Genomic DNA, 21,293 nt, shown 5'->3' with positions numbered 1-21,293 from the left:
GGAACTGCCGGATAGGACGCAGGCAATACAATAGCGGTAGGCTCCCCAACCTCCCCTACCGCTGCTGAAAAGCCACCTTCACCCCAAGCCCGACAAACATCGTCCCGATGATTTTCCCTTCCCACCGACGAAGCCCCGACAGACCTTTGATCAACCGGCTCAAGGGACGAATGCTGAGTGCAAGAACGCTGGTATAGGTCGCGCTGAGCGCCGAGAAGATCAAGCCAAGCACCGCGAATTGAATCAGGGATGAGCCCGACTCCGGGTGAATGAATTGAGGCAGGAAGGCCAGGAAGAAAATCGCGGTTTTCGGGTTCAGCACTTCTGCGCCGACCGCTTGAAAAAAGGCCTGGGTCGAGGTCACGTCAGCCAACGGTGTTCGTGCAGTGGTGCCTGGCTTGGCCAGAAAGGCGCGCACGCCCAGGTAGATCAGATAGCACGCACCCACCGTCTTCACGACGTTGAACGCGAGCGCCGAGGTCATCAAAATCGCCGATAGCCCCAGCGCAGCACTCAGCGTATGAATTAGGTCACCGGATGCAACGCCCAGCCCCGTAGCAATCCCGACTTTGCGTCCACCCTGCAGGGTGCGTGTGATGACCAGCAGCACCGCAGGGCCGGGGATTAGAAACAGACCGATCACGACGGCTACGTACGTCACGATAGAGGGCAGATCAAACATCGCGAGTCACCTCGAGGCAGGACAGAGCCACAGTTATCCTGATACGAGGTTCGAAAGCAACAGGTGCTTACGGATCAACCTGCCCCATCATTTCGGCGACCGTTTCCGTGCGATTGGCGTAGCGCTGCGCCAACACCGCACACACCATCAATTGAATTTGATGGAACAACATCAAAGGCAGAATCAGCACGCCCAAGGTGCTGCCGGCAAACAGCACCTGGGCCATCGGCACGCCGGTGGCCAGGCTTTTCTTCGAGCCGCAGAAGAGGATGGTGATGCGGTCTTCCTGACTGAAACCGAAGGCTTTACCGAGTACCGTGGAAGCCAGCAACACCAGCCCGAGGACGATGCAGCACACCACCACCAGGCCGCCCAGTTCCCAGAGCGGAATCTGGTGCCAGATGCCTTCGTTCACCGCCTCGCTGAAAGCACCGTAGACCACCAACAGGATCGAGCCCTGATCGACGAATTTCAGCCAGCTCTTGTTGCGCGCCACCCAGTTGCCGACCCAGCGCCGTGCGATTTGCCCGGCCACGAATGGCAGCAGCAGTTGCACGCTGATCTTCAGGATTGCATCGATGGTCGAGCCGCCATCGCCGTGCACATCCAGCAGCAAGGTGACCAGCAACGGTGTGAGGAAAATCCCGAACAGACTGGACGCCGCCGCACTGCAAATCGCCGCCGGGACGTTGCCCCGCGCCAGCGAGGTGAAGGCAATCGCCGACTGAACGGTGGCGGGCAGCGCACAGAGGTAGAGCATGCCCATGTACAGATCGTTGCCGATCAGCGGCGACAGCAATGGTTTGAGCGCCAGCCCGATGATAGGGAACAGGATGAAGGTCAGGCTGAATACCAGCAGGTGCAGGCGCCAGTGGCCGGCCCCGGCAATGATCGATTCGCGGGAGAGTTTGGCGCCATGCAGGAAAAACAGCAGGGCAATCGCGATGTTGGTCAACCAGCCAAAACCGACCGCAACCTGACCGCTGGCGGGCAAGAGACTGGCGAGAATCACCACGCAGATCAGGGTAAGGGTGAAGTTGTCGGGCAAGAAACGGGGGCGGGTCATCAGTAGGGTCATCCGGGCGCCTGGAACATAGCGACCACTCTATCCCGATGTCCAGTGACCGACTAACGCCAACGGGCCAGCAGATAGCGCCAAAAGGACAGAAAACCTACCGACTGACCACTGTGTGGTAATCCCCTCCCGCCACCGCGCGCGAATAAGCCGCATCCGCCTCCAGCCGCAAATCTCGCCACTCCTCCCAATTCACAATGCCCTGGCGATCCATTTCATCCGCTTGCCGAAGCAACTCCTCATGATAGGCATCCGGGCAATCCATCCGCAGCGCGCAGTTCTCGAGCGCACAGTGCCAGGCATCCAGGGCACAGAGCCGCTGTTCTTGAGCAGGAGTCAGCTGGTTTTGGAATGATTTCATGACGGTATCCTGAAGAAGGAACTACACCGGTAGACGTCGCGTGACGATCAATTCCACGGCCGCGATGCGATCAACCTGTTCATAGCCGGCCTCCAGCAATTCCTCGCCGAAGACGTCCGGGTCAAGCTCACGGTAACGCCAGTCCAGCGCCGGTTGATCCAAAGCCTCTTTGACTGAGGCGAGAAACGGATCCTGGCCATCCACAATGGCAACGCCGGTATACAACAGCAATGACCCGCCCACGGCCAAGCGCTCAAGCGATTCGTGAACGATCCGCACCGACAGGTCCGCGCCCAGCGCATCACCGCCATGGCGATAGGCCCGTTGCCTGGAATCCTTCATGTACGGCGGATTGGCAACGATCAAGTCGAAGCGCCCTTCTACATCATTCAGCACATTGCTGGCGTGGCAGGCCACGTTGTTCAGGCCTGCGAGTTTGGCGTTGATCGCGGTGAATTCGAGCGCCTTGGGGTTGATGTCCACTGCGAAGACTTCAGCCTGGGGCTTCGCCTGGGCGATAAGCATCGCGCCGGCGCCTGTGCCGCAACCGATGTCGACGGCGCGCTTGATGTCGCAACCGGTGGTTTGCACATGGCGGTTTATGGTTTGAGCAAAACGGTAGGTATCCGGGCCGAAGAACACCGAGTCTTCCTGGGTGGTCGGGAAGGCAGAATGAACCAGCAACAGGTTATCCAGCGATGACCATCTGACCGTACTTTTGAGCTGTTCATGATCACGTTCCAAAACGCCGCTTTCGATCAGTTCGCTCTCTTCTTGGCGTGGCAGCAAGCCGTGCTCGAATGGCCGATTCCAGCCAAACGCATCGCGCAGTGTGCTGCCGATGGCATTGCCAGCCCTGTCGTTGACCCGTTGGTGAGTGATGGGCGTTGGCGTCACGAACGTATATCCGCCAGTTCGGAGCAGCTTGCCCAGTTGCAACAGCGCGGTTTGTCCGCTCATACCGCTTGCCCCTTTACGTTCTCGCTCATCACCTTGACGAACTCCCGTGTGGCGTAAAGCCCGGCCGGGGTCGCATGCATGGCCGGGCACATGAACGCGCCAAGCACAGCCATTTTTTCACTGGCCGCGCAGTGTTCGAGATCGCTGAGTAGCCCTTGCAGGTCCGGGTCGGTTGGAATAGCCGGCGACGCTACATCCGCATCTGCAGAGGTCTTGCTCCTGAACTGAAATCGAAAGGCGTTGGCAGCGCTTTCTTCCACGATCCGCTCACCTGCAATCCAGTCCCACAGCAGCTGTTTTTCGTAACCCGAGAAGACGCCAAACATCGGCGCGCCCGCCCCGTCGATCAACTTCCAGAACCGACTGTTGGCCGGGTCTTCGTCGCGCTTGATCCAGCCTTTGTTCAGCAAGACGTCGAGGAATGCCGGGATCTGATCGGGTTCCGCCAGCCACTCATTCACGGTCTTGCCTTCCAGACGGCAATAGTCGGAATGCATGTGCTGCCCGAACGAACGTTTGCGTTCGAGCATGGCGATAACTTGCTGCTCGAGGTCGAAGGACTTGATGATCGCCGTCGAGCCAATTCCGAGTTCATTGAGCTTGTAGCCTTGCACGACACGCCGATAAAACTCATCGCGCTCCGCCCCCATCGGCATCAGCGACAGCACACTCTGAGCTGCCTTGCGCGCATGGCCGGTGCTGGCGTTGTCGATGGTGACGTGCAGCGAAAAGTAGTACGGATCGATGCCGAGTTCATTCAATTCGAACGAGGTGATCAGCAAGTGCAACGGCAGCTGTTCATAGCCCAGGTTGTAGCCAATGACTTCGGGCAGAAACGCCGCGCCGTGCTGCCCCAGCGCCAGCTGGATCGCGCCCTGCTCGTAATAGATATCCGCCAGCGTATAGCCGGGGTCGCAGTCCAGATCGGCGATGAGTTTTTTATACAACGCCACATGATTGAGCGCCGGTTCGCCGTCGCCCAATTCCTCCAGATACGTACGAATCAGCCCATGAAACCGATAATCCGCCCACTGCGGCAGCAGGCCGTAGAGCCACGCGCCATCGACTAACTTGGTCGGCGCGACATGCTGCAAGAAGTACAGCGCATGACTGCGCCCCGTGAAAAATCGTCGAGGACCGCCGGCATGCCGCTCTTGCAGATACGCCGAGTATTGCTCGGCGACGTTCGCCACACCCTGGCCGATCCAGTCTTCAAGCACCTGCGGGTTGCTCGGCACTTCGCAATCCGCGTGCTCGGCGCGCGCCAGTTCGTGATGCAGAAAATCGACAACATCGACATCGCGCAATGCTTCGCTCGGCTGCATCAAGGCGTCATAAACAGTCTTGGCCTGATTGCTGTCGGTGGCTACCGGGCTACCTATTGGCGTGCCTGTAAGGGTCTGAAGGTGTGTCATGGGGGTGTACCTGGCAGTCATCTCAAAAGAATCCCGGCTTTGTACCTGATGCCGACCAGTTAACTACTGAACGCGGAAATCCATGTGGGAGCGAGCTTGCTCGCGATAGCGGTATCACGTTCAACATTGATGCTGACTGTTACGCCGCTATCGCGAGCAAGCTCGCTCCCACAGGTTCTACGCCTTACTTAACTGACCGGCATCAGGCTTTGCGCCGCTCTAATTCTTACGATTCACCCCTATTCAGAAGATTCATTGAATTTCACGACTGTCCGTTGGACGGCAATTTGCACAACCCCAGCTACCCTTCCATGGGCTCGCCCGCCCCTTTGGAGAACGCTGATGATCCGCCCCCTGCTGACCGCGTCCCTGCTGCTAGTCCTGAGCCTTCCGGCACTGGCTGATGTAACGCCATTCCCCTCTGCTTTCCTGACCAAGGACATTCCCGTGGAAGGCGTAACGATGCATGTGCGCGTCGGTGGCAAAGGCCCGGCGGTGGTGTTGTTGCATGGTTTCGGTGATACCGGCGACATGTGGGCGCCGCTCGCTGCGGACCTCGCCAAGGATCACACCGTGGTAGTGCCCGACCTGCGTGGCATGGGGTTGTCGTCGATCCCGGACAGCGGTTTCGACAAGAAGACCCAGGCCGGCGATATTCGTGGGGTGTTGGCGGCGTTGGGCATCGAACATTCGGTGGTCATCGGCCATGACATCGGCACCATGGTCGCCTTCGCCTACGCCGCGCGTTACCCGCAATTGACTGATCGCCTGGTGGTGATGGATGCGCCGGTGCCGGGCATTACGCCCTGGAACGAGATCGTCCGTTCACCGATGCTGTGGCACTTCGACTTTGGCGGCCCGGATGCCGAGCGTTTGGTTGCCGGTCGCGAGCGCATTTACCTGGACCGCTTCTGGAACGAGTTCGCCGGCGATCCCACCAAAGTCGACGAAGCCACCCGTCAGCATTACGCCAAGCTCTACGCCCGCCCCGGCGCCATGCACGCGGCTTTTGCGCAGTTTCGCAGCATTCGCCAGGACGCCGTGGACAACGAAACAACGATGAAGAACCGGCTGAAGATGCCGGTGCTGGCCATCGGCGGTGAAAAATCCTTCGGCAACAACGAAGCGATCGTGATGCGCAATGCCGCGGACAAAGTCACGGAAGTGGTAATCCCGGGGGCCGGCCACTGGCTGATGGAAGAAGCACCGACCGCGACCATTCGGGCGATTCGCGACTTTATTGCCCAGTGACCGGGCCGCTCATTTGGCAGCTTTTGAAGTGTTGAGCTTCACCGCCGCACGAATCAGCGCCTTCAACGCGGCCTCATCAATCTTCTCGTCCTGATGAATATCAATCGCCCGCCGGGTGTTGCCTTCGAGGCTTGAATTGAACAGGCCTGAAGGGTCCTCCAGCGAGGCGCCCTTGGCGAAGGTCATTTTTACCACGGCTTTGTAGGTCTCGCCGGTGCAGAGGATGCCGGCGTGGGACCACACCGGCACGCCGCGCCACTTCACTTCCTCGACCACGTCGGGGTCGGCCTTGTGGATCAGCGCGCGGATGTGCGCCAGGGTTTCGCCTCGCCAATCGTTCAGTTCGTGGATTTTTGCGTCGATCTGCGCAGAAGCGCTAGCGCCCTCTTCTGCTTCCATTGCCTTTTTCATGCTGATCGCCTCGCGGAGTGGTTGCCGACCCTTGAGTATTGCCGACGACGGATTTTTCTCCAGGCGCCGCGACCGCTGGGTAGGCTCGCCTCGCGCATCTCTGAACCTCGGTCGATACTGCAACGTTGTGGGCTGCACACGTTCATCGAGGACTGAAAGATGCCGCTGACTCTTTACTACCATCCGCTCTCGTCGTACTGCCACAAAGTGCTGATTGCGCTGTACGAAAATGGCCATGAATTCGAAAAGAGGATTGTCGATCTGGCGAGCGAGACCGACCGCGCCGAGCTTCAGGCACGCTGGCCGATCGGCAAGTTTCCGGTGGTCCACGATCAAGCGCGCGAGCGCGACGTGCCGGAGTCCACGATCATCATCGAATACCTGGATCGCTTTTATCCTGGCCCGCAGCCCTTGGTTCCCGAAGATTGGGAGGCTGCGCTGGAGGTGCGTTTGTGGGATCGTTTTTTCGATCTGTACGTTCAGGGACCGATGCAGCGGATTGTGGCGGATCGCCTGTTCTCCCTGCATGGCGACTTGACCAAGGAGGGTGCGCTGCTGACGACGGCGTATTACATGCTGGAGCGGCGGATGGCGTCGAGGATCTGGGTAGCCAGCGAGGCCTTCAGCCTGGCCGACTGCGCGGCGGTCCCGGCGTTGTTCTATGCCAGCACGCTGCTACCGTTTCCCAACGACTGCGGGCATCTGAGTGCCTACTTTGAACGGTTGATCCAGCGCCCGTCCGTGCAGCGGGTCATCGACGAAGCCAAGCCGTACTTTCAGTTTTATCCGTTTGCGGAGGCGATTCCGTTGCGGTTTCGCTGACGTACCCGTACCGCAAAACGATTGTAGGAGCGAGGCTTGCCCGCGAAGGCTTTCCGGCGTGATCTGGACCCGCGAAACCCTGGCCAAGTACATCGAAGACCCCAAAAGCGTGGTGGCCGGCACGCGCATGATCTTCTGGGGCATCAGCGATCCCGAAAAGATCGAAAACCTGCTGGCCTACCTGCAAACCTTTCCCTAGCCCCCCAAAATAACGGTAGGAGCGAGCGGTGCGGCGGTCCGACTTGCCCGCGAAAGCGCTATAACATTCAACCTCTGTGGTGGCTGAGATTTCATCGCCTCGGAGTACTGGTAACCGGTGGTGCTGCCGGCCGTGCGGCCGATCACGCCATTGAGTTCTGGACCAAAGCCCGGGCGCGCCGATTCGCCGACTTGATGACAACCGCCGCAGGTTCGGCTGAACAGCTTGCCGCCCGCCTCGGCATCGCCGGCCGCGAAAGCCTGGGTGCCGAGCAATCCGGTGGTGAGCATTAGGGCGAAGGTCAGGATGGCAGCGCGGTTCATGTAACGGCTCTCGAAAAAACGAGCGGCTATTTCATCACGACCCGCGTCGATACCGAAGCCTTCAATTTAATCGTGCAGCAAACCCGAGCTGTACTCGCTGAAGTTGCTACCGATAGCGCTCCCGCCGAAATTCAGCTTGTTCGAGGCGCGGCCATCAAACTGCTGGCACCCATCGGAAAAACAACTGCTGGTGGTCACGCCGGAACCGGAACATGCGCTCAGGAGCAAAGCACCGGCGATCAACACGACTTTAAAGAGATTCGATTTCATTGTTCTGTCCCCTTTGGCTGCAAGCATGGCCACGCACCACCCGAAGCCATCATCCTAAGCCGCTCGCACCTGAACAATCATGAAACTTCAAAGCTCGACAGCATCGGTTCAGCAATCCAGGCGACGGCTCATTTACGCGCCAATTTGTAGCGCACGCAGTCCTCATAAAAGCTCTTGCGGATCGCTTCGGGCTTGAACCGCGATTTGCTGTCGTAAGTTTGCTCGGTAATCCCCATGGCCATCATGCGCATCCATGATTTATCAAACTTGTAACCCTGGATCTTCTGGCGCGCGGCATACAGCGAAACGCCTTGCAGTTTCAGTTCCTGAGCCCTCGCCGCTGTCCCTGCGCCCCAGCTGCACATGTACCGATCATTGGGTTTCAGCTCCTTGGCTTCCACCGGGATGGCAACGCTCGCCAGAGCCAGCGAGATCACTAGATTGCGCAATTGAATTCACCTAACCATCTGAAAGTGCGGCGATTCTGGCGATTAGTCGAAGGTTTGGGGGCCAGCAAAATGCCTTACTTGAGGAAGCCAAATCCGCACATTCGCCTACACTTGCTTCCCGTGCATGGATTATTCAAATAACAGTCGGCAATTGAGGCCCTGATGATAAAAATAAAAAGACTGATCGGCTTGATGGCCTTATTGCCCGCGATCACCGTACAAGCGGACGACGGCGGCATCAGTTTCTGGCTGCCCGGCCAGTTCGGTGCGCTGGCAGCGGCGCCGACCGAGCCGGGCTGGAGCCTGCCGCTGGTTTATTACCATGTCAGTGCCAGTGAAGGTGGGAGCAAGCCGTTTCCACGGGGCGGCCGGACCACCGTCGGGCTGGATGCAAAGGCGGATTTACTGTTCGCCAGCCCCACCTACACCTTCGCCGAACCGCTGCTGGGGGCTCAAGCGGCGGTCTCGGTGGTTGCCGCCGTCGGCCGGTCCGAGGCCAGTGTCGATGCCACGTTGACCGGCCCGCGCGGCCGGAGCTTTTCCGGCGGGGTGGACGATAGCCTCAAGGGCGCGAGTGACGTTTATCTGCTCGGCACAATGAAGTGGAACCATGGCGTGCATAACTTCATGGCGTACACCATGGGCAACGTGCCCGTCGGCGCCTACGACCCGGATCGCCTGGTCAACACCGGGCTTGGCCATGCCTCGATGGACGCGGGCGGCGGCTACACCTACTTCGACAAGACCAACGAGTTTTCCGCCGTGGCGGGCATGACCTACAACTGGGAAAACACCGATATTGATTATAAAAACGGTATCGACGCCCACCTCGACTTGAGCGCCTCGCACTTCGTCACCAGCCAGACGCACCTGGGCGTGGTCGGCTACGTTTACCATCAAGTCACGGGGGACAGCGGCAGCGGCGCGACCCAAGGCGATTTCAAATCCAAAGTCAGTGCGGTCGGCCCTCAGGCCGGGCACTTCTTCAAAGTCGGCAAAGAACTCTGGTACGCCAACCTCAAGGGCTACTACGAGTTTGATGCCGAGAATCGCGCCGAGGGCTGGAACAGCTGGCTGACGCTGGTTGTGCCGCTATAAGCCTGCTCAAGGCGCAGCAAAATGCAGCAGTGCCGCATCGATAAATCGTCGGAGTTTGGCGGTTCTCTGACGATTGGCCGTGTAGAGCAAATGCATCTGCCGGCTCGGTGCTTCGTAGTCCGCTAACAGTCGCACCAACTCACCGCTGCGCAAGGCAGGCTCAAGAAAGTCCTTGGGCCCAAGGACAATCCCGAATCCGTCCAGCGCGGCCGACAGCAGTGCCTTGCTTTCATTGACGTGCAATCGACTGGCGACTTGCACGCGCTCAACCGTCGAGCCCTTGCAGAACACCCATTCGCGATCTGCCGGCCGGGCCCAATAGGCATAACCCAGACACTCGTGGTGCTTGAGATCATCCGGAGTTTGCGGCGTTCCGCGTTCAGCCAGATAACCCGGCGCGGCACAGGTGATCAATCGATAAGGCGCCAGCGGCCTGGCGGTCAAACTCGACGTGGCCAGCGGGCCGATCCTGAACGCGACCTCGTAGCCCTCCTCCACCAGATCGACGAAGCGATCGGTCAAATGCAGATCGATTTCCACCTCGGGATGCTGGCGCAAAAACTCCGTGACAAACGGCATCAGGCTATAGGAGCCGAAGGTCACCGGTGCGCTGACTTTCAGCTTGCCCCGGGGGGTGTCGTTCATGATCTGCGCCAGGGAGTCGGCAGCCCGGGTCTCGCTCAGGATGTGTTTGCAGCGTTCGTAATAAGCGCTGCCCAGTTCCGTCAGGCTTTGGCGTCGGGTCGTACGGTTCAGCAGTCGTGCGCCCAGCCGCTGCTCCAGCGCGGCGACATGCTTGGCGACCATCTGCGGCGACATGTCGAGGCGCTCGGCGGCGCTGGCATAGGAGCCGGATTCGGCCGCCATCACAAAGGCGCCCATGCTCGTCAGGCGATCCATCATTCGACACTCCTGGTAACGAGACTAAGTAGCCGATGATTATTTATCTGCGCCTGGTTGGCAATCATCATGGTTTCTCCTTACCAACCCATGGAGTACGGACATGCGAATCGGGATTATTGGAGCAGGCTTTATCGGACGCGCAGTGGCGCAATTGGTCATCGCGGCGGGACATGAAGCGATGCTCAGCAATTCACGCGGCCCGCAAACCCTGAGCAGCGTGCTCAGCGGCATTCGCGGCAGTCAGGTCGGCACTGTCGAAGAGGCTGCACAGTTTGGCGAGGTGGTGTTGGTGGCCATTCCACTGGAGCATTACCGCAGCTTGCCGGCCCGGTTACTGGAGGGCAAAACCGTGCTGGATGCCAACAACTATTACCCGGCACGCGACGGCCACATCGACGCGCTGGATCGCTTCGAAACCACCACCAGCCGCCTGCTCGCCGAGCACCTGCCCCACTCCAGTGTGGTCAAGGTGTTCAATGCCATCCTCGCCCAGGATTTGTTGCAAGACGGCCGCGCCAAAGCTGCACCGGACCGACGCGCACTCCCCGTTGCGGCGGATGATCCGGTGGCGAAAGCGTTGGTGATCCAGCTGCTGGACGAGATTGGCTTCGACGCGGTGGATGCCGGTGGCCTCGATGAGAGCTGGCGGTTTGAACGGGCGAAACCTGCTTACTGCATTGCGTTGGATAAAACAGGGCTGAAGGCTGCGTTGGCGGCTGCCGAGCGGCAGGTCGAAATGCCCGAGGGGTCGTGGCGCTATTGAGCGGATTAACGGGACCGGTCTGTTGAATTGCAGGGGATGCATTTATTGACCGAATTGCGCACACGGGGGATCGGTGGTGAACACAGAATTTGTGTTCGAGTGCGATCCCCTGTGGGAGCGAGCTTGCTCGCGATGGCGGCTGATCAGACAATAATGATGTTGCCTGACCCACCGCTTTCGCGAGCAAGCTTCGCTCCTACAGGGGGATCTGTGGTGTGCACGAAATGTGTATTCGGCGACGATCCAGTGTGGGAGCGAGCCTGCTCGCGAATGCGGTTTCAGGTGTTGGTCTTCAGCTTGTTCCACAGACGGGTGGTCAGACGGGCGATGGCAGGCGGCAGGTCTTCCACGGTGAACAGTTTTTCCAGCACGCTTTTCGGTGGGTAAATCGCCGGGTCTTGCTTCACCTCCGGCACAACATCGGCGTCCGCCGCCAGGTTGGCGTTGGCGTAGTGCACGCTGCTGCTGATGTTGGCAATCACCTTGGGCTCAAGCAGGTAGTTCATGTAGGTGTAGCCATTTTTCTCGTGGGGCGCGCTCTTGGGCATGACCACCATGTCCATCCAAAGAGTCGAGCCTTCGTCCGGGATCGAATAGGCGATGTCGATGCCATTCTTGGCTTCCTTGGCGCTGGCAGCGGCTTGCACGATATCGCCGTTGAAACCGATCACCGCGCAGATGTTGCCGTTAGCCAGATCGCTGACGTATTTGGAGGTGTGGAAGTACTGAACGTACGGCCGGATCTTCAGCAGCGCCTGCTCGGCCTTGGCGTAATCCGCCGGCTCGTGACTATGGTGCGGCAGCCCCAGATAGTTAAGGGTGATCGGCAGGATCTGCGTCGGGTTATCGATAATCGCCACGCCGCACTGGCTGAGTTTCTTGATGTTGTTCTCATCAAAAAACAGGCTCCAGGAATGGGTGACATCGGTGTTGCCTAAGATCGCCTTGATTTTCTCGACGTTATAGCCGATGCCCGCCGTGCCCCACATGTAGGGATAGCCGTACTGGTTGCCGGGGTCGTTGACCTCGAGCTTTTTCATCAGCGCCGGGTCGAGGTTTTTCCAGTTCGGTAGCTGGCTTTTGTCGAGCTTCTGGATCGCCCCGGCCTTGATCAACCGCGACATGAAATGGTTCGACGGACTGACCACGTCATACCCGGTATTGCCCGTCATCAACTTCGATTCCAGGACTTCGTTGCTGTCGTGGATGTCGTAGGTCGCCTTGATCCCGGTGGCCTTGGTGAAACTGGGCAGCGTGTCGTCGGCGATGTAGCCGCTCCAGTTGGAAATATTGACCTGTTCGTCGGCGTAAGTGACTGCCGAAAACGTCGTGAGTAAGACCGCCAGGGAAACAGGATGGACGCGCATGTTCGATCACCTAGTTTTGGAGAATTTTTGTTGTGTGATTGCCGATTTTCTAGATTTCTGTTCTGGCCCTGACCGCCTCCACACGCATGCGCAGCATGGCACCGATATCGAGCAAAGGTTTGGGCGGCAGCCAGCCGGGCTGGGCTCTTTGCATCACTGAGGCCAACAATGGCGAACTGGCGCCCGATGCCAGTTCGGCGAGCAAGCGTCCCCACAGGGTGCCGCGCGCGACGCCTGAACCGTTGCAGCCGGCCACGGCAAACACGCCCTCCTCGACCTTGGCGAAAAACGGTTGCCCGGAACGCGAGGCACTCAGATGACCGGTCCAGGTGTAGCGAATGTCCTGCTCGGTCAACCACGGGAAGCGGCGCTGCAAGCCCAGCGCGTGATGTTTTCGCCGCAGCAGCAGATCGCTGTTGGACAGGTCCCGGGAGCGGTATTCAGCGGTGTTGCGAATCATCACGCGACGGTCCGGGGTCAGCCGCACCGTGGCGCCAAGTGGCCGGGTGGACAGCACGCCCCAGGGCTCGACGCTGCCGATCGCTTGAAACTCATCGATGGTCAACGGCCGTGTCAGGCTGGCGCTGAGTTCCATCGGGAACGTGCCGCTGTCGGCGATTCCCGAGCGCGGAATAAAGGCGTTCAGGCACACCAGCACTTGTTTCGCCTCGATGCTGCCCTCAATGCCTTGTGCACGAACTCGTCCCTGAGTTGAACGTTCCAGCCCGGTGATATCGGTGTTTTCGTAGAGGGTGACATTCGGCGGCAACGCATCGAGTAAGCCCTTCACGTATTTGGCCGGTTGCAGCAAGGCGTTGCCGTTGCCGCACCAGATCCCGGCCTGGTAATGCCCGGTGCCGAGTTTTTGCTTGAGCTGTTCACCTTCCAGAAACTGCGCCGAGGCGCCCACGGCGTGCAGCGTTTGCAGCTTGGCTTCGACGTGGGTCAACTTGGCCGGATCGCTGACAGCGAAGAAGTAACCCGCGTCCCGGAAATCGCATTCGATGCCGTGGCGGGCAATCCGCTGGCGGACTTCCTCGCTGGCAGCGCGGGAGATTGCGGTATCAACTTCATAACCGGCGAAACCCTGATTTCCCGACAACTCATCCGTGGCTGGATGTTCATGGGCCACGACAAACCCGGAATTGCGCGCCGATGCACCTTGCGCCGCGCGCTGCCGGTCGACGATCACGATGCGACTCTGAGGGTGCATTTCGGCGAGGGAATGAGCGGCGCACAGCCCCGTAATCCCGGCGCCAATGATCAGCCAATCGGCTTTTTGCGAACCACTCAAGCGATCACGAACTGGGGCGTTTCCCGCCTGCGCAATCCAGCCACATACGTTTTCCATGTATCACCTCATTGACTGTCATTCGGCAAACCGTATCCGTCACCACATGCAGTAATCGCATGAGCTGATTGAGTTAACGGTCGCCAGAGCTAGAATCTATAAGGTCTGTAGTGATACAACCAACGTTATAAAATCATCGGACTATTCTGAAAACGCATGGATAAAATTCGCCACGTTCCTTCCCTCCAGGGCCTTCAGGCTCTGGTGGAGGTCGCTGATTCGGGTAGCTTCACCCAAGCGGCGCAAAAGCTCTGTTTGACCCAAAGCGCCGTCAGCCGCCAAATCCAGCAACTGGAGAGTCACTTCGGTGTGCCGCTATTCGTCCGCAGCAGCCGCAGCCTGCAATTGACCGTGGAAGGCGAACAGGTGCTGGCCAGTGCGCGGCAGATCCTTGAGCAACTGAAAACCCTGGAGGATCGGCTTTCGCCGCAGAAGCGTCCCTTCCGCATTCGCATGCACGTGTCCCTGGCGGTCCGCTGGTTGTTGCCGAAACTGAACGACTTCTACCTGCGCTACCCGGAGATTTCCCTGTCGATTGAAACCGTGGCAACTGAGATCGTCGAACCGGCCAGCGACAGCGACGCCTACATCCTTTACCTGCCCGAACCGTCGAACGATCCATCCAGCCTGACCCTATTCAACGAAGCGCTGGTGCCGGTGTGCGCGCCGGGCCTCGGCCCACTGGATTCGACGGATGACCTTGTGCGCTTCGCGCTGCTGCACCGTTCAGCGGACAAGCAAGCGTGGATCGATTGGCTGGCGGCCAATGGCGGCAAGTCGCTGGAGGATTACCGGCACATCCCTTTCAACCTCGACGAATTGGCGCTGGATGCGGCGGCACGCGGGTTGGGGGTGGCGATGACGGATCTGACCCTGGCCCAGGAATCGCTGGATCGCGGGGTGCTGGTGGTGCCGTTCGGTCAGCCATTAAAGACGCGGGGGATTTATTCGCTGTGCCCACAGCCGTCGGCGGCGAGCCATCCGGCGTGTGCGGTGATCATGCAATGGTTTGCGGAGCAGGCCAGTTAGTCAGACTCTGCTGACAACTGGCCGGGATGAGGACGGCATAAACCGCACATCACCACGAATCAGCGGCGACGGGCATCAAGGCTAAAACGACCGGCGCCGAAAGCAACCACCTGCAACAGTCCACCGGCCATGGCGATGTTTTTGAAGAAGTGAATGAACTGGTTTTGATCCGCCAGTGCGCTATGGAACGCCAGGGCGGTGACGACGCTGAACAGCGCCAACACAGAGGCTACGGCGCGAGCGCGGTAGCCGGCGATCAGCGCTAAACCGCCACCGATCTCGACAATGACCGCCAGTACCAAGGCCACGGTTGGAAACGGCAGCCCTACAGAGCCGATGTAACCGATCATCATGGCCGGAGCAGCCAGTTTCGACACACCCGACAGGATAAATATGGCGCTAAGCAATACACGGCCAATCAGCGATGCTGAAGCTTGGGTGACGTCAGAGCGGCTCTGTTCAGAGGTGGTTGAATGAGCGATGTTTGCAGATTGAGACATGGGATATTTCCTTCAATGTTGCGCGATTCGGAGTGCATCGCTGCAGTGAGGAAATCTTGCGCCAGGCCAGCTAACCTGAATAGCTGACTAATTTAGATCATTAGGTTCGAAAAAATAGGCAAGCTACCTCCCTTAATAAACAGAGGAGACAATCGTGCAGACCGCTCAGCGACGCGCCCAAGGAAACCCACATGATGTCTGAACCCGGCACACCGACACTCGACCAATTGCGCGTATTCCTGACGGTGGTAGAGGTCGGCAGTTTTGCCGGTGCTGCGAGGAAGCTGCACCGGGCCACGTCGGTCATCAGCTATTCAATCGCCAACCTTGAGCTGCAACTCGGCGTGTCGTTGTTTGACCGCCATACCACGCGCAAACCGCAGTTGACCGATGCAGGCCTGACGGTGCTGGCCGAGGCCAGAACCATCACCAACGGCATTCATGCCTTGCGCGCCAAAGTGAAAGGCTTGTTGCAAGGGCTCGAAGCTGAAGTTCACCTGGTGCTCGATGTCATGCTCCCCGCCGAGCGGGTGGTTGATGCGCTAAAATCATTTCGCGCAGAGTTTCCGACGGTTGCCCTGCACCTGCATATGGAAGCGCTCGGCGCCGTCACCCAACTGGTGCTGAACGGCGGCGCGGCGGTCGGCGTCAGCGGTCCGATGAATGAAGGTATCGAAGGCATTGAAAGAATCGGCGTGGGCAGCGTCGAGTTGATTCCGGTGGCGGCCCCCCATCACCCGCTGGCGTCAACGGATCAGAACGTGCCCGGCGCCGGACGTGAATCCATCCAGTTGGTGCTGTCCGACCGTTCGCAGTTGACCAAGGACAAGGATTTCGCCGTGCTCAGTACCCGAACCTGGCGCCTGGCCGATCTGGGGGCCAAGCACATGTTGCTGCGTGAGGGTATTGGCTGGGGCAACATGCCGATCACTATGGTGCGGGAAGATCTGGAGGCCGGTCGGCTCGTGCGCTTGAACCTGTCGGAATACTCCAGCGGGATCTATGCCTTCGACGCCATCTATCGCAGTGATCAACCTCCGGGCCCTGCGGCGAAGTGGTTGATTGATCGGTTCGTGCAACAAAGCGCCGAGCCCTGAACAGCAGCGGCTACACTTCTCTGGCTTCGCCAAAAAAACCTCGTTGTCTGATAAGGAGGTATCTCATGAGCGACCATCCCGAACTCACAAAATTTACTGGCTGGGCTGCAACGGCGGCCGGTGCGCCACTCGAGCGCTTCAGCTACGACCCCGGCCCGTTAGGGGAAGAAGAAGTGGAAGTGGCCGTGGAGTATTGTGGTGTCTGCCACTCCGACCAATCGCTGATCGATAACGATTGGGGCGTCAGCCGATACCCGTTTATTCCCGGTCATGAAGTGGTCGGCAAAATCGTGCGAGTGGGCACGCAGGTACGCGGTCTCGAAGTGGGACAGCGGGTGGGAATCGGCTGGTACAAGGGCAGCTGCATGCATTGCACCTCGTGTATCGGCGGCGACCATCACCTGTGCGGCACCGTCAAACCCACCATCATCGGCAGCAACGGTGGCTTCGCCGACCGCTTGCGTTCGCACTGGGCCTGGGCCCTGGCGATACCGGACAACCTCGACCCGGCCATGGCCGGACCGCTGTTCTGTGCTGGCTCGACCGTATTCAACCCGCTGGTGGAATTCAACATCAAGCCTATCGACCGGGTCGGTGTGGTGGGCATCGGCGGCCTCGGGCACCTGGCCCTGCGCTTCCTCAACGCCTGGGGCTGCGAAGTCACGGCATTTACCTCGTCGCTGAACAAGGCCGACGAAGCCAAGCGCCTGGGTGCGCACAATGTGATCGCCTCGACCGACAGTGGTGCACTGAAAGCCATTGCCGGCACCCTCGACTTCCTGCTGGTCACCGCCAACGCCAACCTCGACTGGACCGCCATGCTCGGCACCCTGCGTGGCAAGGGTCGCCTGCATTTCGTGGGCATTGTCCCCAGCGCCATTCCCGTCAGCGTGTTTGACCTGATTCCCCAGCAAAAGATTTTGTCCGGTTCGCCAGTCGGTTCGCCCAGCAACACGGCGACCATGCTGGAATTCTGCGCCCGGCATCAGATCCTGCCGCAGGTGGAGATGTTTGGAATGAGCCAGGTCAATGAAGCCGTCGATCACCTGCGCAGTGGCAAGGCGCGCTATCGCGTGGTGCTGGACGCCAGTAAATAACCAGGCGCACACGCTAATGCCAGTCAGTTAAGCGGTGGGGTTAGCGCAGAACCATTTGTGGCGAGGGCGCTTGCTCCCGCTGGGCTGCGAAGCGGCCCCTTCTCTACCTGAAAAGAAGGGGACTGCTGCGCAGTCCAACGGGAGCAAGCTCCCTCGCCACAGGTTCGGCTGATCACCTTCAGTTCCCGCTGTAGGCAGCCAGAAACTCATCAGACGCCACGTAGTCGGCGACCGCTCGCAAGGAGGCCGCCGCCTCGGCCCCCAACACCTTTTCGACACGCTGGTTAGCCGTGCCCCAGTGCACGATCGCCTCCTGCAAGAGTTTGGTGCCCGCCAGGGTCAGGACCGCGCGTTTGGTGCGCCGGTCGTGTTCGTCCGCTTGAAGCTCGACCAGGCCATCGCGTATCAGCGGTTTAAGCGCATGGGTCAGGGCCGAAATCTGGATCGCCAGTTTTGCTGCCAAGTCCTGCAAGGTCGGCGCCTTTCCCGCGTTGGCGGCCGCCATCCGATTGGTTTCCGCCAGAAGTGAAACCTGCGTCGCCTTCAACCCCACGGGGGCGAGGGCATCGTCGTACAGGTTTCCCAAGCGGCGCGCCGCGAGCCTGAGGGCGGTATTGGTACACACCAGGACCTCGAAGGCGCTTTTCTCTTCGATTTGGTCCTGAGGTGCGTCATTTGTTGCTGTGGAATTGCCGGGAATTTTGTTCATGGCGAGATGATGGTTGAGTACAACACTATTGACAAGCCCCAGTCATTCGATCTTACACTTGCGGCCTCAACTATTAGCTTGAGCACTAAACCTAAAGAGGCAAGATCATGACTACATCGAAGAAAACTGCTGTTGTGACGGGTGCATCCTCAGGCCTCGGCGCCGTGTACGCCGACCGCTTGGCGGCACGCGGTTATGACCTGGTGTTGGTGGCTCGGCGAGCTGATCGCCTGGCAGCGCTGGCCGACAAATTGACCAGCACCTACGGCGTCAGCGTCCAGAGCCTGGTGGCGGATCTTGAGAAAGAGGCGGACGTCGCCAAGGTGGAACAGGTCCTGAGCAGCGATACCAGCGTGCAACTGCTGGTCAACAACGCCGGGCTCGCCAAGTTGCGCCCGCTGGCAGACTCATCCATCGATGACTCCATGACCCAGGTGTCGCTGAACATCATTGCGTTGACCCGCCTGACTCAAGCCGCCCTGCCCGCCTTCGTTTCGCGCAACGCGGGCACCATCATCAACGTCGCATCGGTGCTGGCCGTCCAGTCTTGGGCGATCAGTTCCGTGTACAGCGGCAGCAAAGCTTACGTGCTGGCCTTCAGCCGGGGCATTCAGGACGAACTGGCCAAAGCCGATTCGAACGTGAAGGTTCAGGTGGTGCTGCCAGCCTCGACCGCCACCGAAATCTGGACCGAAGGCGTCTCCGGCGTGCCGCTCTCGGCCCTCGGAAAAGACACGGTGATGAGCGCTGAAAACTGCGTCGACGCCGCACTCGCCGGCCTGGACAACGGTGAAGCAATCACCTGGCCTTCGGTCGAGGATCAGCGCCTGTGGGAAGAATACGCCACCGCCAGCGCGGCACTCTTCGCCGCGACGCAAACCGGCACGCCGGCTTCGCGTTATCGGATTGCATGACCACCTCAAACGGCCCTGGGATTCAGGGCCGCTTTTTTACCGCTTAAATATTTGCATTCTACGAATATCCATCTTCGATGAACGCAACATTCACGCGCTACAACGCCCTAAAAATCGGTGATGGCCGTCCCGGCAATCGTCTCGGCGAAACCCATTCCGAATACGCGCGCAGGGGTTTCAAAACCGGCTCGCCGCTCACCGGCCAATACCCGGCGCGCCGCTTCCACGGCAGCCATAGGCGTATAGCTATAACCGTTGACGGTCTCGATCACCGAGCGCGCGACGCTACCGTCAGCGCCGGTGACTTCAGCCACTGCCCGGGCGCGATGAGCTTCACGCTGCTCGGTGCTTGGGCCGTCGGGAAGTAGTGACAAGTCGCCCTCGGGAAACGCATCGCCGCTGATGTGCACGAACATGCCGATATTGGCGATACCGGTGGAATGCCAGCCAGTGACCAGGTCACCGAAGGACAGCGGCGCGCAGAGTGCCGGGCCTTCACCGAAATCAAAGTGTCGGGGTTGCGCATCCGGTGTGGCCACCAGTTGTCCGTCAACCCGCGCGAGAAGGCCGGCGCCAATGATTTCGCTGACACTCATGGCTGACCCCCGAGACATGGAGCCCGCGACCTGCAGCGCCACCCGCAGCGATTGAGGGTTTTGCACACGGCGCGCGACGTGCATCGCCAGGCAATCAGTCGGCACCACGTCCCAGCCAACGCCGGGCAGCAACATGACACCCGCTTCGGCAGCCTGCGCACCCAGTCGTTGGGCCAGTCGATAGACATTGATCTCGGCCGTGATGTCGAGGTAATCGACCCCGGCCCGGATACAGGCCTGCATTAGCGCCTCTGCGGTCTTGGCGAAAGGCCCGGCGAAATTCAGCAGCACGCTGATGCCGTCCAGGGCTTGCGCAGCATGGGCATCGGCGGTGAAGACGCGGTAGGGAACGTCGAGCTGTGCGGCGAGGGATGCCAGTCTTTCGGCATTGCGCCCTGCGATGACAACATTCAATCCCTGTGCCTTGGCGTGCTCGGCAGCCATGCGACCGGTGTAGCCCGTCGCGCCGTAGATCATCAGTGTTTTCATTGGGTGTGCTGCCAGTTTTTGTAGACGAATTCGAGGCTGTAACCGTCCGGATCAAGGACATTGCCGGCGTAGTAGTTCGGGTCGTAATGCAGGCGCGCGCCAGGCGCACCCTTGTCGACAGCACCGTTTTCCATGGCGGCTGTGTAGGCGGCGTGGACCTCGGCCTGACTGTTCGCCACGAAGCCGACATGTACGGCGCGCCCTTCCACCACGCCCTCGCGCAACCAGAAGAAAACCCGTCCATTAGCGCCAAACCCCTTGAGGTCCGGGTGGCCGGGAGGTCCGTCCTTGCCGTCGTAATCGAGCCGCGCGGTAATCCCCAGCGGGGTCAGCGCCGCCGTGTAGAAGCGGATCGAACGTTGAATGTCGCTTACCGAGATAAAAATATGGTCAAGCATGGGGCAACCTCGCTAATCAGATGATGTAGCCGCCCGAGACTTCAATCGTCTGGGCATTGATCCAGCGTCCTTCTTCGGACAACAACATCGCGATAACGCGAGCGACGTCCTGCGGCTCGCCTACCCGGCCGAGGGCGGTTTGCGAGGCGAGCAGCTTCTCGAACTCATCATTCAAACCGCCGCCCAGTTCGGTGCGGATCGCGCCCGGCGACACGGCGTTGGCACGGATGCGCCGAGGGCCGAACTCCTTGGCCATGTAGCGAGTCAACACGTCGAGTCCGCCCTTGAACGCCGCATACGGCGCGACGCCGGCCGTGGCCACGCGGGTCGTGGCGCTGGTGAGATTGACGATGCTGGCGCCCTCTTCCATCAACGGCAGCAAGGCCTGGGTCAGGAAAAACGGGCCTTTGAGGTGCACATTCAACAAGCCGTCAAACTGCGCCTCGGTGACCGACTCAAGGGGATTGAACGAGCCATGCCCGGCGTTATTCACCAGACCGCCGAGCGTTGCCACGTCCCAAGTAACCTGCAAGGCTTGTTGCACGGCCTCTCGGAAACGCGAGAAACCGCTGACCTCCGCGACGTCCAGTTCCAGCGCCACAGCCTTGCCGCCTGCTGCCTGAATACGTCGAACGACGGCGTCGGCTGAATCAGCATGGCTGTTGTAGGTCAGGATCACGCCCATGCCGCGCTCGGCACACAGTTCGGCGGTGCTGGCGCCGATGCCCCTGCTGCCTCCGGTGATAACGATTACGCTCATTCGT

25 protein-coding genes and 1 pseudogene are annotated in these 21,293 nt (G+C 59.7%); 9 read left to right on the top strand and 17 right to left on the bottom strand.

Features of this window, described 5'->3' with window-relative positions; translation table 11 throughout:
• Positions 1 to 55 precede the first annotated feature (55 nt).
• The 5 genes from ACIOYV_RS15085 to ACIOYV_RS15065 all read right to left on the bottom strand — a co-directional run bounded on the left by ACIOYV_RS15085 (position 56) and on the right by ACIOYV_RS15065 (position 4,493).
• The gene (locus ACIOYV_RS15085; protein WP_401324675.1) at positions 56 to 682 is read right to left on the bottom strand and encodes a LysE family translocator; all 627 of its coding nucleotides are present in this window, start codon (positions 680 to 682) and stop codon (positions 56 to 58) included.
• A gap of 67 nt (positions 683 to 749) precedes the next feature.
• Positions 750 to 1,748, bottom strand: a complete 999-nt coding sequence (locus ACIOYV_RS15080; RefSeq protein ID WP_401324777.1) for a bile acid:sodium symporter family protein — start codon at positions 1,746 to 1,748, stop codon at positions 750 to 752.
• 106 nt (positions 1,749 to 1,854) lie between these two features.
• Positions 1,855 to 2,118 (bottom strand): hypothetical protein, encoded by a 264-nt coding sequence (locus ACIOYV_RS15075; RefSeq protein WP_401324673.1) that lies wholly within the window; start codon positions 2,116 to 2,118, stop codon positions 1,855 to 1,857.
• Positions 2,119 to 2,139: 21 nt separating this feature from the next.
• Positions 2,140 to 3,078 (bottom strand): methyltransferase, encoded by a 939-nt coding sequence (locus ACIOYV_RS15070; protein WP_401324671.1) that lies wholly within the window; start codon positions 3,076 to 3,078, stop codon positions 2,140 to 2,142.
• Complete coding sequence (locus tag ACIOYV_RS15065; RefSeq protein ID WP_401324670.1) at positions 3,075 to 4,493, bottom strand: iron-containing redox enzyme family protein; 1,419 nt, start codon at positions 4,491 to 4,493, stop codon at positions 3,075 to 3,077. Before ACIOYV_RS15065 ends, ACIOYV_RS15070 begins: the two co-directional genes overlap by 4 nt.
• 342 nt (positions 4,494 to 4,835) lie before the next feature.
• On the opposite strand from ACIOYV_RS15065, the gene ACIOYV_RS15060 reads away from it, so the two are divergent.
• Entirely contained in the window at positions 4,836 to 5,744 is a 909-nt protein-coding gene (locus ACIOYV_RS15060) for an alpha/beta fold hydrolase (protein WP_401324668.1), read from the top strand.
• A 9-nt stretch (positions 5,745 to 5,753) separates the two neighbouring features.
• On the opposite strand, the gene ACIOYV_RS15055 is transcribed toward ACIOYV_RS15060, so the two are convergent.
• The gene (locus tag ACIOYV_RS15055) at positions 5,754 to 6,155 is read right to left on the bottom strand and encodes a DUF1801 domain-containing protein (protein WP_401324666.1); all 402 of its coding nucleotides are present in this window, start codon (positions 6,153 to 6,155) and stop codon (positions 5,754 to 5,756) included.
• A gap of 159 nt (positions 6,156 to 6,314) precedes the next feature.
• Here ACIOYV_RS15055 and ACIOYV_RS15050 point away from each other — a divergent pair, with 159 nt between their 5' ends.
• Positions 6,315 to 6,977 carry a glutathione S-transferase family protein gene (locus tag ACIOYV_RS15050; protein WP_401324664.1) on the top strand — a complete coding sequence of 221 codons (663 nt, stop codon included), beginning with the start codon at positions 6,315 to 6,317 and terminating at the stop codon, positions 6,975 to 6,977.
• Positions 6,978 to 7,029: 52 nt separating this feature from the next.
• Positions 7,030 to 7,176: pseudogene (locus ACIOYV_RS15045) on the top strand (c-type cytochrome); the annotation flags it as partial.
• On the opposite strand, the gene ACIOYV_RS15040 reads toward ACIOYV_RS15045, so the two are convergent.
• The 3 genes from ACIOYV_RS15040 to ACIOYV_RS15030 form a co-directional block, all read right to left on the bottom strand.
• Positions 7,173 to 7,499, bottom strand: coding sequence for a c-type cytochrome (locus ACIOYV_RS15040; RefSeq protein ID WP_401324663.1), 327 nt, complete (start codon positions 7,497 to 7,499; stop codon positions 7,173 to 7,175). The pseudogene ACIOYV_RS15045 and the gene ACIOYV_RS15040 sit on opposite strands and share 4 nt — an antisense overlap.
• Positions 7,500 to 7,565: 66 nt before the next feature.
• A complete protein-coding gene (locus ACIOYV_RS15035; RefSeq protein ID WP_401324775.1) occupies positions 7,566 to 7,769 on the bottom strand; it encodes a hypothetical protein in 204 nt (67 codons plus the stop codon).
• 128 nt (positions 7,770 to 7,897) lie between these two features.
• Positions 7,898 to 8,224, bottom strand: coding sequence for a hypothetical protein (locus ACIOYV_RS15030; RefSeq protein ID WP_177331457.1), 327 nt, complete (start codon positions 8,222 to 8,224; stop codon positions 7,898 to 7,900).
• A 156-nt stretch (positions 8,225 to 8,380) separates the two neighbouring features.
• Between ACIOYV_RS15030 and ACIOYV_RS15025 the strand changes: the two genes are divergently transcribed.
• Positions 8,381 to 9,316 (top strand): transporter, encoded by a 936-nt coding sequence (locus ACIOYV_RS15025; RefSeq protein ID WP_401324661.1) that lies wholly within the window; start codon positions 8,381 to 8,383, stop codon positions 9,314 to 9,316.
• Between the two features lie 6 nt (positions 9,317 to 9,322).
• Here the strand turns inward: ACIOYV_RS15025 and ACIOYV_RS15020 are convergent, their stop codons facing one another.
• Complete coding sequence (locus ACIOYV_RS15020) at positions 9,323 to 10,219, bottom strand: LysR family transcriptional regulator (RefSeq protein WP_401324659.1); 897 nt, start codon at positions 10,217 to 10,219, stop codon at positions 9,323 to 9,325.
• A gap of 100 nt (positions 10,220 to 10,319) precedes the next feature.
• On the opposite strand from ACIOYV_RS15020, the gene ACIOYV_RS15015 reads away from it, so the two are divergent.
• Positions 10,320 to 10,982, top strand: a complete 663-nt coding sequence (locus ACIOYV_RS15015; protein WP_401324657.1) for an NADPH-dependent F420 reductase — start codon at positions 10,320 to 10,322, stop codon at positions 10,980 to 10,982.
• Between the two features lie 278 nt (positions 10,983 to 11,260).
• Here ACIOYV_RS15015 and ACIOYV_RS15010 read toward each other — a convergent pair whose 3' ends face one another.
• Both ACIOYV_RS15010 and ACIOYV_RS15005 read right to left on the bottom strand, forming a co-directional pair.
• Complete coding sequence (locus ACIOYV_RS15010; RefSeq protein ID WP_401324656.1) at positions 11,261 to 12,349, bottom strand: polyamine ABC transporter substrate-binding protein; 1,089 nt, start codon at positions 12,347 to 12,349, stop codon at positions 11,261 to 11,263.
• A gap of 49 nt (positions 12,350 to 12,398) precedes the next feature.
• Positions 12,399 to 13,700 (bottom strand): NAD(P)/FAD-dependent oxidoreductase, encoded by a 1,302-nt coding sequence (locus ACIOYV_RS15005; RefSeq protein ID WP_401324654.1) that lies wholly within the window; start codon positions 13,698 to 13,700, stop codon positions 12,399 to 12,401.
• A gap of 156 nt (positions 13,701 to 13,856) precedes the next feature.
• Between ACIOYV_RS15005 and ACIOYV_RS15000 the strand changes: the two genes are divergently transcribed.
• Positions 13,857 to 14,729 (top strand): LysR family transcriptional regulator, encoded by an 873-nt coding sequence (locus ACIOYV_RS15000; RefSeq protein ID WP_401324653.1) that lies wholly within the window; start codon positions 13,857 to 13,859, stop codon positions 14,727 to 14,729.
• A 59-nt stretch (positions 14,730 to 14,788) separates the two neighbouring features.
• On the opposite strand, the gene ACIOYV_RS14995 is transcribed toward ACIOYV_RS15000, so the two are convergent.
• Complete coding sequence (locus ACIOYV_RS14995) at positions 14,789 to 15,229, bottom strand: DoxX family protein (RefSeq protein ID WP_401324652.1); 441 nt, start codon at positions 15,227 to 15,229, stop codon at positions 14,789 to 14,791.
• Between the two features lie 191 nt (positions 15,230 to 15,420).
• On the opposite strand from ACIOYV_RS14995, the gene ACIOYV_RS14990 reads away from it, so the two are divergent.
• Entirely contained in the window at positions 15,421 to 16,326 is a 906-nt protein-coding gene (locus tag ACIOYV_RS14990; RefSeq protein WP_401324650.1) for a LysR family transcriptional regulator, read from the top strand.
• 65 nt (positions 16,327 to 16,391) lie between these two features.
• Positions 16,392 to 17,423, top strand: coding sequence for an NAD(P)-dependent alcohol dehydrogenase (locus ACIOYV_RS14985; RefSeq protein ID WP_401324649.1), 1,032 nt, complete (start codon positions 16,392 to 16,394; stop codon positions 17,421 to 17,423).
• Between the two features lie 178 nt (positions 17,424 to 17,601).
• Here ACIOYV_RS14985 and ACIOYV_RS14980 read toward each other — a convergent pair whose 3' ends face one another.
• Complete coding sequence (locus tag ACIOYV_RS14980; protein ID WP_401324647.1) at positions 17,602 to 18,132, bottom strand: MarR family winged helix-turn-helix transcriptional regulator; 531 nt, start codon at positions 18,130 to 18,132, stop codon at positions 17,602 to 17,604.
• Between the two features lie 107 nt (positions 18,133 to 18,239).
• Between ACIOYV_RS14980 and ACIOYV_RS14975 the strand changes: the two genes are divergently transcribed.
• Positions 18,240 to 19,046: an SDR family NAD(P)-dependent oxidoreductase gene (locus ACIOYV_RS14975; RefSeq protein WP_401324645.1), complete on the top strand. Its 807-nt coding sequence runs from the start codon at positions 18,240 to 18,242 to the stop codon at positions 19,044 to 19,046.
• A gap of 107 nt (positions 19,047 to 19,153) precedes the next feature.
• Here ACIOYV_RS14975 and ACIOYV_RS14970 read toward each other — a convergent pair whose 3' ends face one another.
• Genes ACIOYV_RS14970 through ACIOYV_RS14960 form a run of 3 tightly spaced genes read right to left on the bottom strand, consistent with a single transcriptional unit; the run spans position 19,154 to position 21,289 of the window.
• Positions 19,154 to 20,131, bottom strand: a complete 978-nt coding sequence (locus ACIOYV_RS14970; RefSeq protein ID WP_401324643.1) for a saccharopine dehydrogenase family protein — start codon at positions 20,129 to 20,131, stop codon at positions 19,154 to 19,156.
• Positions 20,128 to 20,529 (bottom strand): VOC family protein, encoded by a 402-nt coding sequence (locus tag ACIOYV_RS14965; protein ID WP_401324641.1) that lies wholly within the window; start codon positions 20,527 to 20,529, stop codon positions 20,128 to 20,130. Before ACIOYV_RS14965 ends, ACIOYV_RS14970 begins: the two co-directional genes overlap by 4 nt.
• 16 nt (positions 20,530 to 20,545) lie before the next feature.
• Complete coding sequence (locus ACIOYV_RS14960; protein ID WP_401324639.1) at positions 20,546 to 21,289, bottom strand: SDR family NAD(P)-dependent oxidoreductase; 744 nt, start codon at positions 21,287 to 21,289, stop codon at positions 20,546 to 20,548.
• Between the last annotated feature and the right edge of the window lie 4 nt (positions 21,290 to 21,293).

It is taken from the genome of Pseudomonas sp. NPDC087342, from assembly GCF_044744265.1.
In the GTDB taxonomy this organism is placed as follows: Bacteria; Pseudomonadota; Gammaproteobacteria; order Pseudomonadales; family Pseudomonadaceae; genus Aquipseudomonas; species Aquipseudomonas nunensis.
The sequence above is the reverse complement of the archived record's forward strand: the minus strand, read 5'-3'. Positions and strand labels throughout refer to the sequence as shown.

Bases quoted from the DNA above. Each gene is read 5' to 3' on its own strand.
- ACIOYV_RS15085 (WP_401324675.1), bottom strand. From the start codon at position 682: ATGTTTGATCTGCCCTCTATCGTGACGTACGTAGCCGTCGTGATCGGT.
- ACIOYV_RS15080 (WP_401324777.1), bottom strand. From the start codon at position 1,748: ATGACCCGCCCCCGTTTCTTGCCCGACAACTTCACCCTTACCCTGATC.
- ACIOYV_RS15075 (WP_401324673.1), bottom strand. From the start codon at position 2,118: ATGAAATCATTCCAAAACCAGCTGACTCCTGCTCAAGAACAGCGGCTC.
- ACIOYV_RS15070 (WP_401324671.1), bottom strand. From the start codon at position 3,078: ATGAGCGGACAAACCGCGCTGTTGCAACTGGGCAAGCTGCTCCGAACT.
- ACIOYV_RS15065 (WP_401324670.1), bottom strand. From the start codon at position 4,493: ATGACACACCTTCAGACCCTTACAGGCACGCCAATAGGTAGCCCGGTA.
- ACIOYV_RS15060 (WP_401324668.1), top strand. From the start codon at position 4,836: ATGATCCGCCCCCTGCTGACCGCGTCCCTGCTGCTAGTCCTGAGCCTT.
- ACIOYV_RS15055 (WP_401324666.1), bottom strand. From the start codon at position 6,155: ATGAAAAAGGCAATGGAAGCAGAAGAGGGCGCTAGCGCTTCTGCGCAG.
- ACIOYV_RS15050 (WP_401324664.1), top strand. From the start codon at position 6,315: ATGCCGCTGACTCTTTACTACCATCCGCTCTCGTCGTACTGCCACAAA.
- ACIOYV_RS15040 (WP_401324663.1), bottom strand. From the start codon at position 7,499: ATGAACCGCGCTGCCATCCTGACCTTCGCCCTAATGCTCACCACCGGA.
- ACIOYV_RS15035 (WP_401324775.1), bottom strand. From the start codon at position 7,769: ATGAAATCGAATCTCTTTAAAGTCGTGTTGATCGCCGGTGCTTTGCTC.
- ACIOYV_RS15025 (WP_401324661.1), top strand. From the start codon at position 8,381: ATGATAAAAATAAAAAGACTGATCGGCTTGATGGCCTTATTGCCCGCG.
- ACIOYV_RS15020 (WP_401324659.1), bottom strand. From the start codon at position 10,219: ATGATGGATCGCCTGACGAGCATGGGCGCCTTTGTGATGGCGGCCGAA.
- ACIOYV_RS15015 (WP_401324657.1), top strand. From the start codon at position 10,320: ATGCGAATCGGGATTATTGGAGCAGGCTTTATCGGACGCGCAGTGGCG.
- ACIOYV_RS15010 (WP_401324656.1), bottom strand. From the start codon at position 12,349: ATGCGCGTCCATCCTGTTTCCCTGGCGGTCTTACTCACGACGTTTTCG.
- ACIOYV_RS15005 (WP_401324654.1), bottom strand. From the start codon at position 13,700: ATGGAAAACGTATGTGGCTGGATTGCGCAGGCGGGAAACGCCCCAGTT.
- ACIOYV_RS15000 (WP_401324653.1), top strand. From the start codon at position 13,857: ATGGATAAAATTCGCCACGTTCCTTCCCTCCAGGGCCTTCAGGCTCTG.
- ACIOYV_RS14995 (WP_401324652.1), bottom strand. From the start codon at position 15,229: ATGTCTCAATCTGCAAACATCGCTCATTCAACCACCTCTGAACAGAGC.
- ACIOYV_RS14990 (WP_401324650.1), top strand. From the start codon at position 15,421: ATGATGTCTGAACCCGGCACACCGACACTCGACCAATTGCGCGTATTC.
- ACIOYV_RS14985 (WP_401324649.1), top strand. From the start codon at position 16,392: ATGAGCGACCATCCCGAACTCACAAAATTTACTGGCTGGGCTGCAACG.
- ACIOYV_RS14980 (WP_401324647.1), bottom strand. From the start codon at position 18,132: ATGAACAAAATTCCCGGCAATTCCACAGCAACAAATGACGCACCTCAG.
- ACIOYV_RS14975 (WP_401324645.1), top strand. From the start codon at position 18,240: ATGACTACATCGAAGAAAACTGCTGTTGTGACGGGTGCATCCTCAGGC.
- ACIOYV_RS14970 (WP_401324643.1), bottom strand. From the start codon at position 20,131: ATGAAAACACTGATGATCTACGGCGCGACGGGCTACACCGGTCGCATG.
- ACIOYV_RS14965 (WP_401324641.1), bottom strand. From the start codon at position 20,529: ATGCTTGACCATATTTTTATCTCGGTAAGCGACATTCAACGTTCGATC.
- ACIOYV_RS14960 (WP_401324639.1), bottom strand. From the start codon at position 21,289: ATGAGCGTAATCGTTATCACCGGAGGCAGCAGGGGCATCGGCGCCAGC.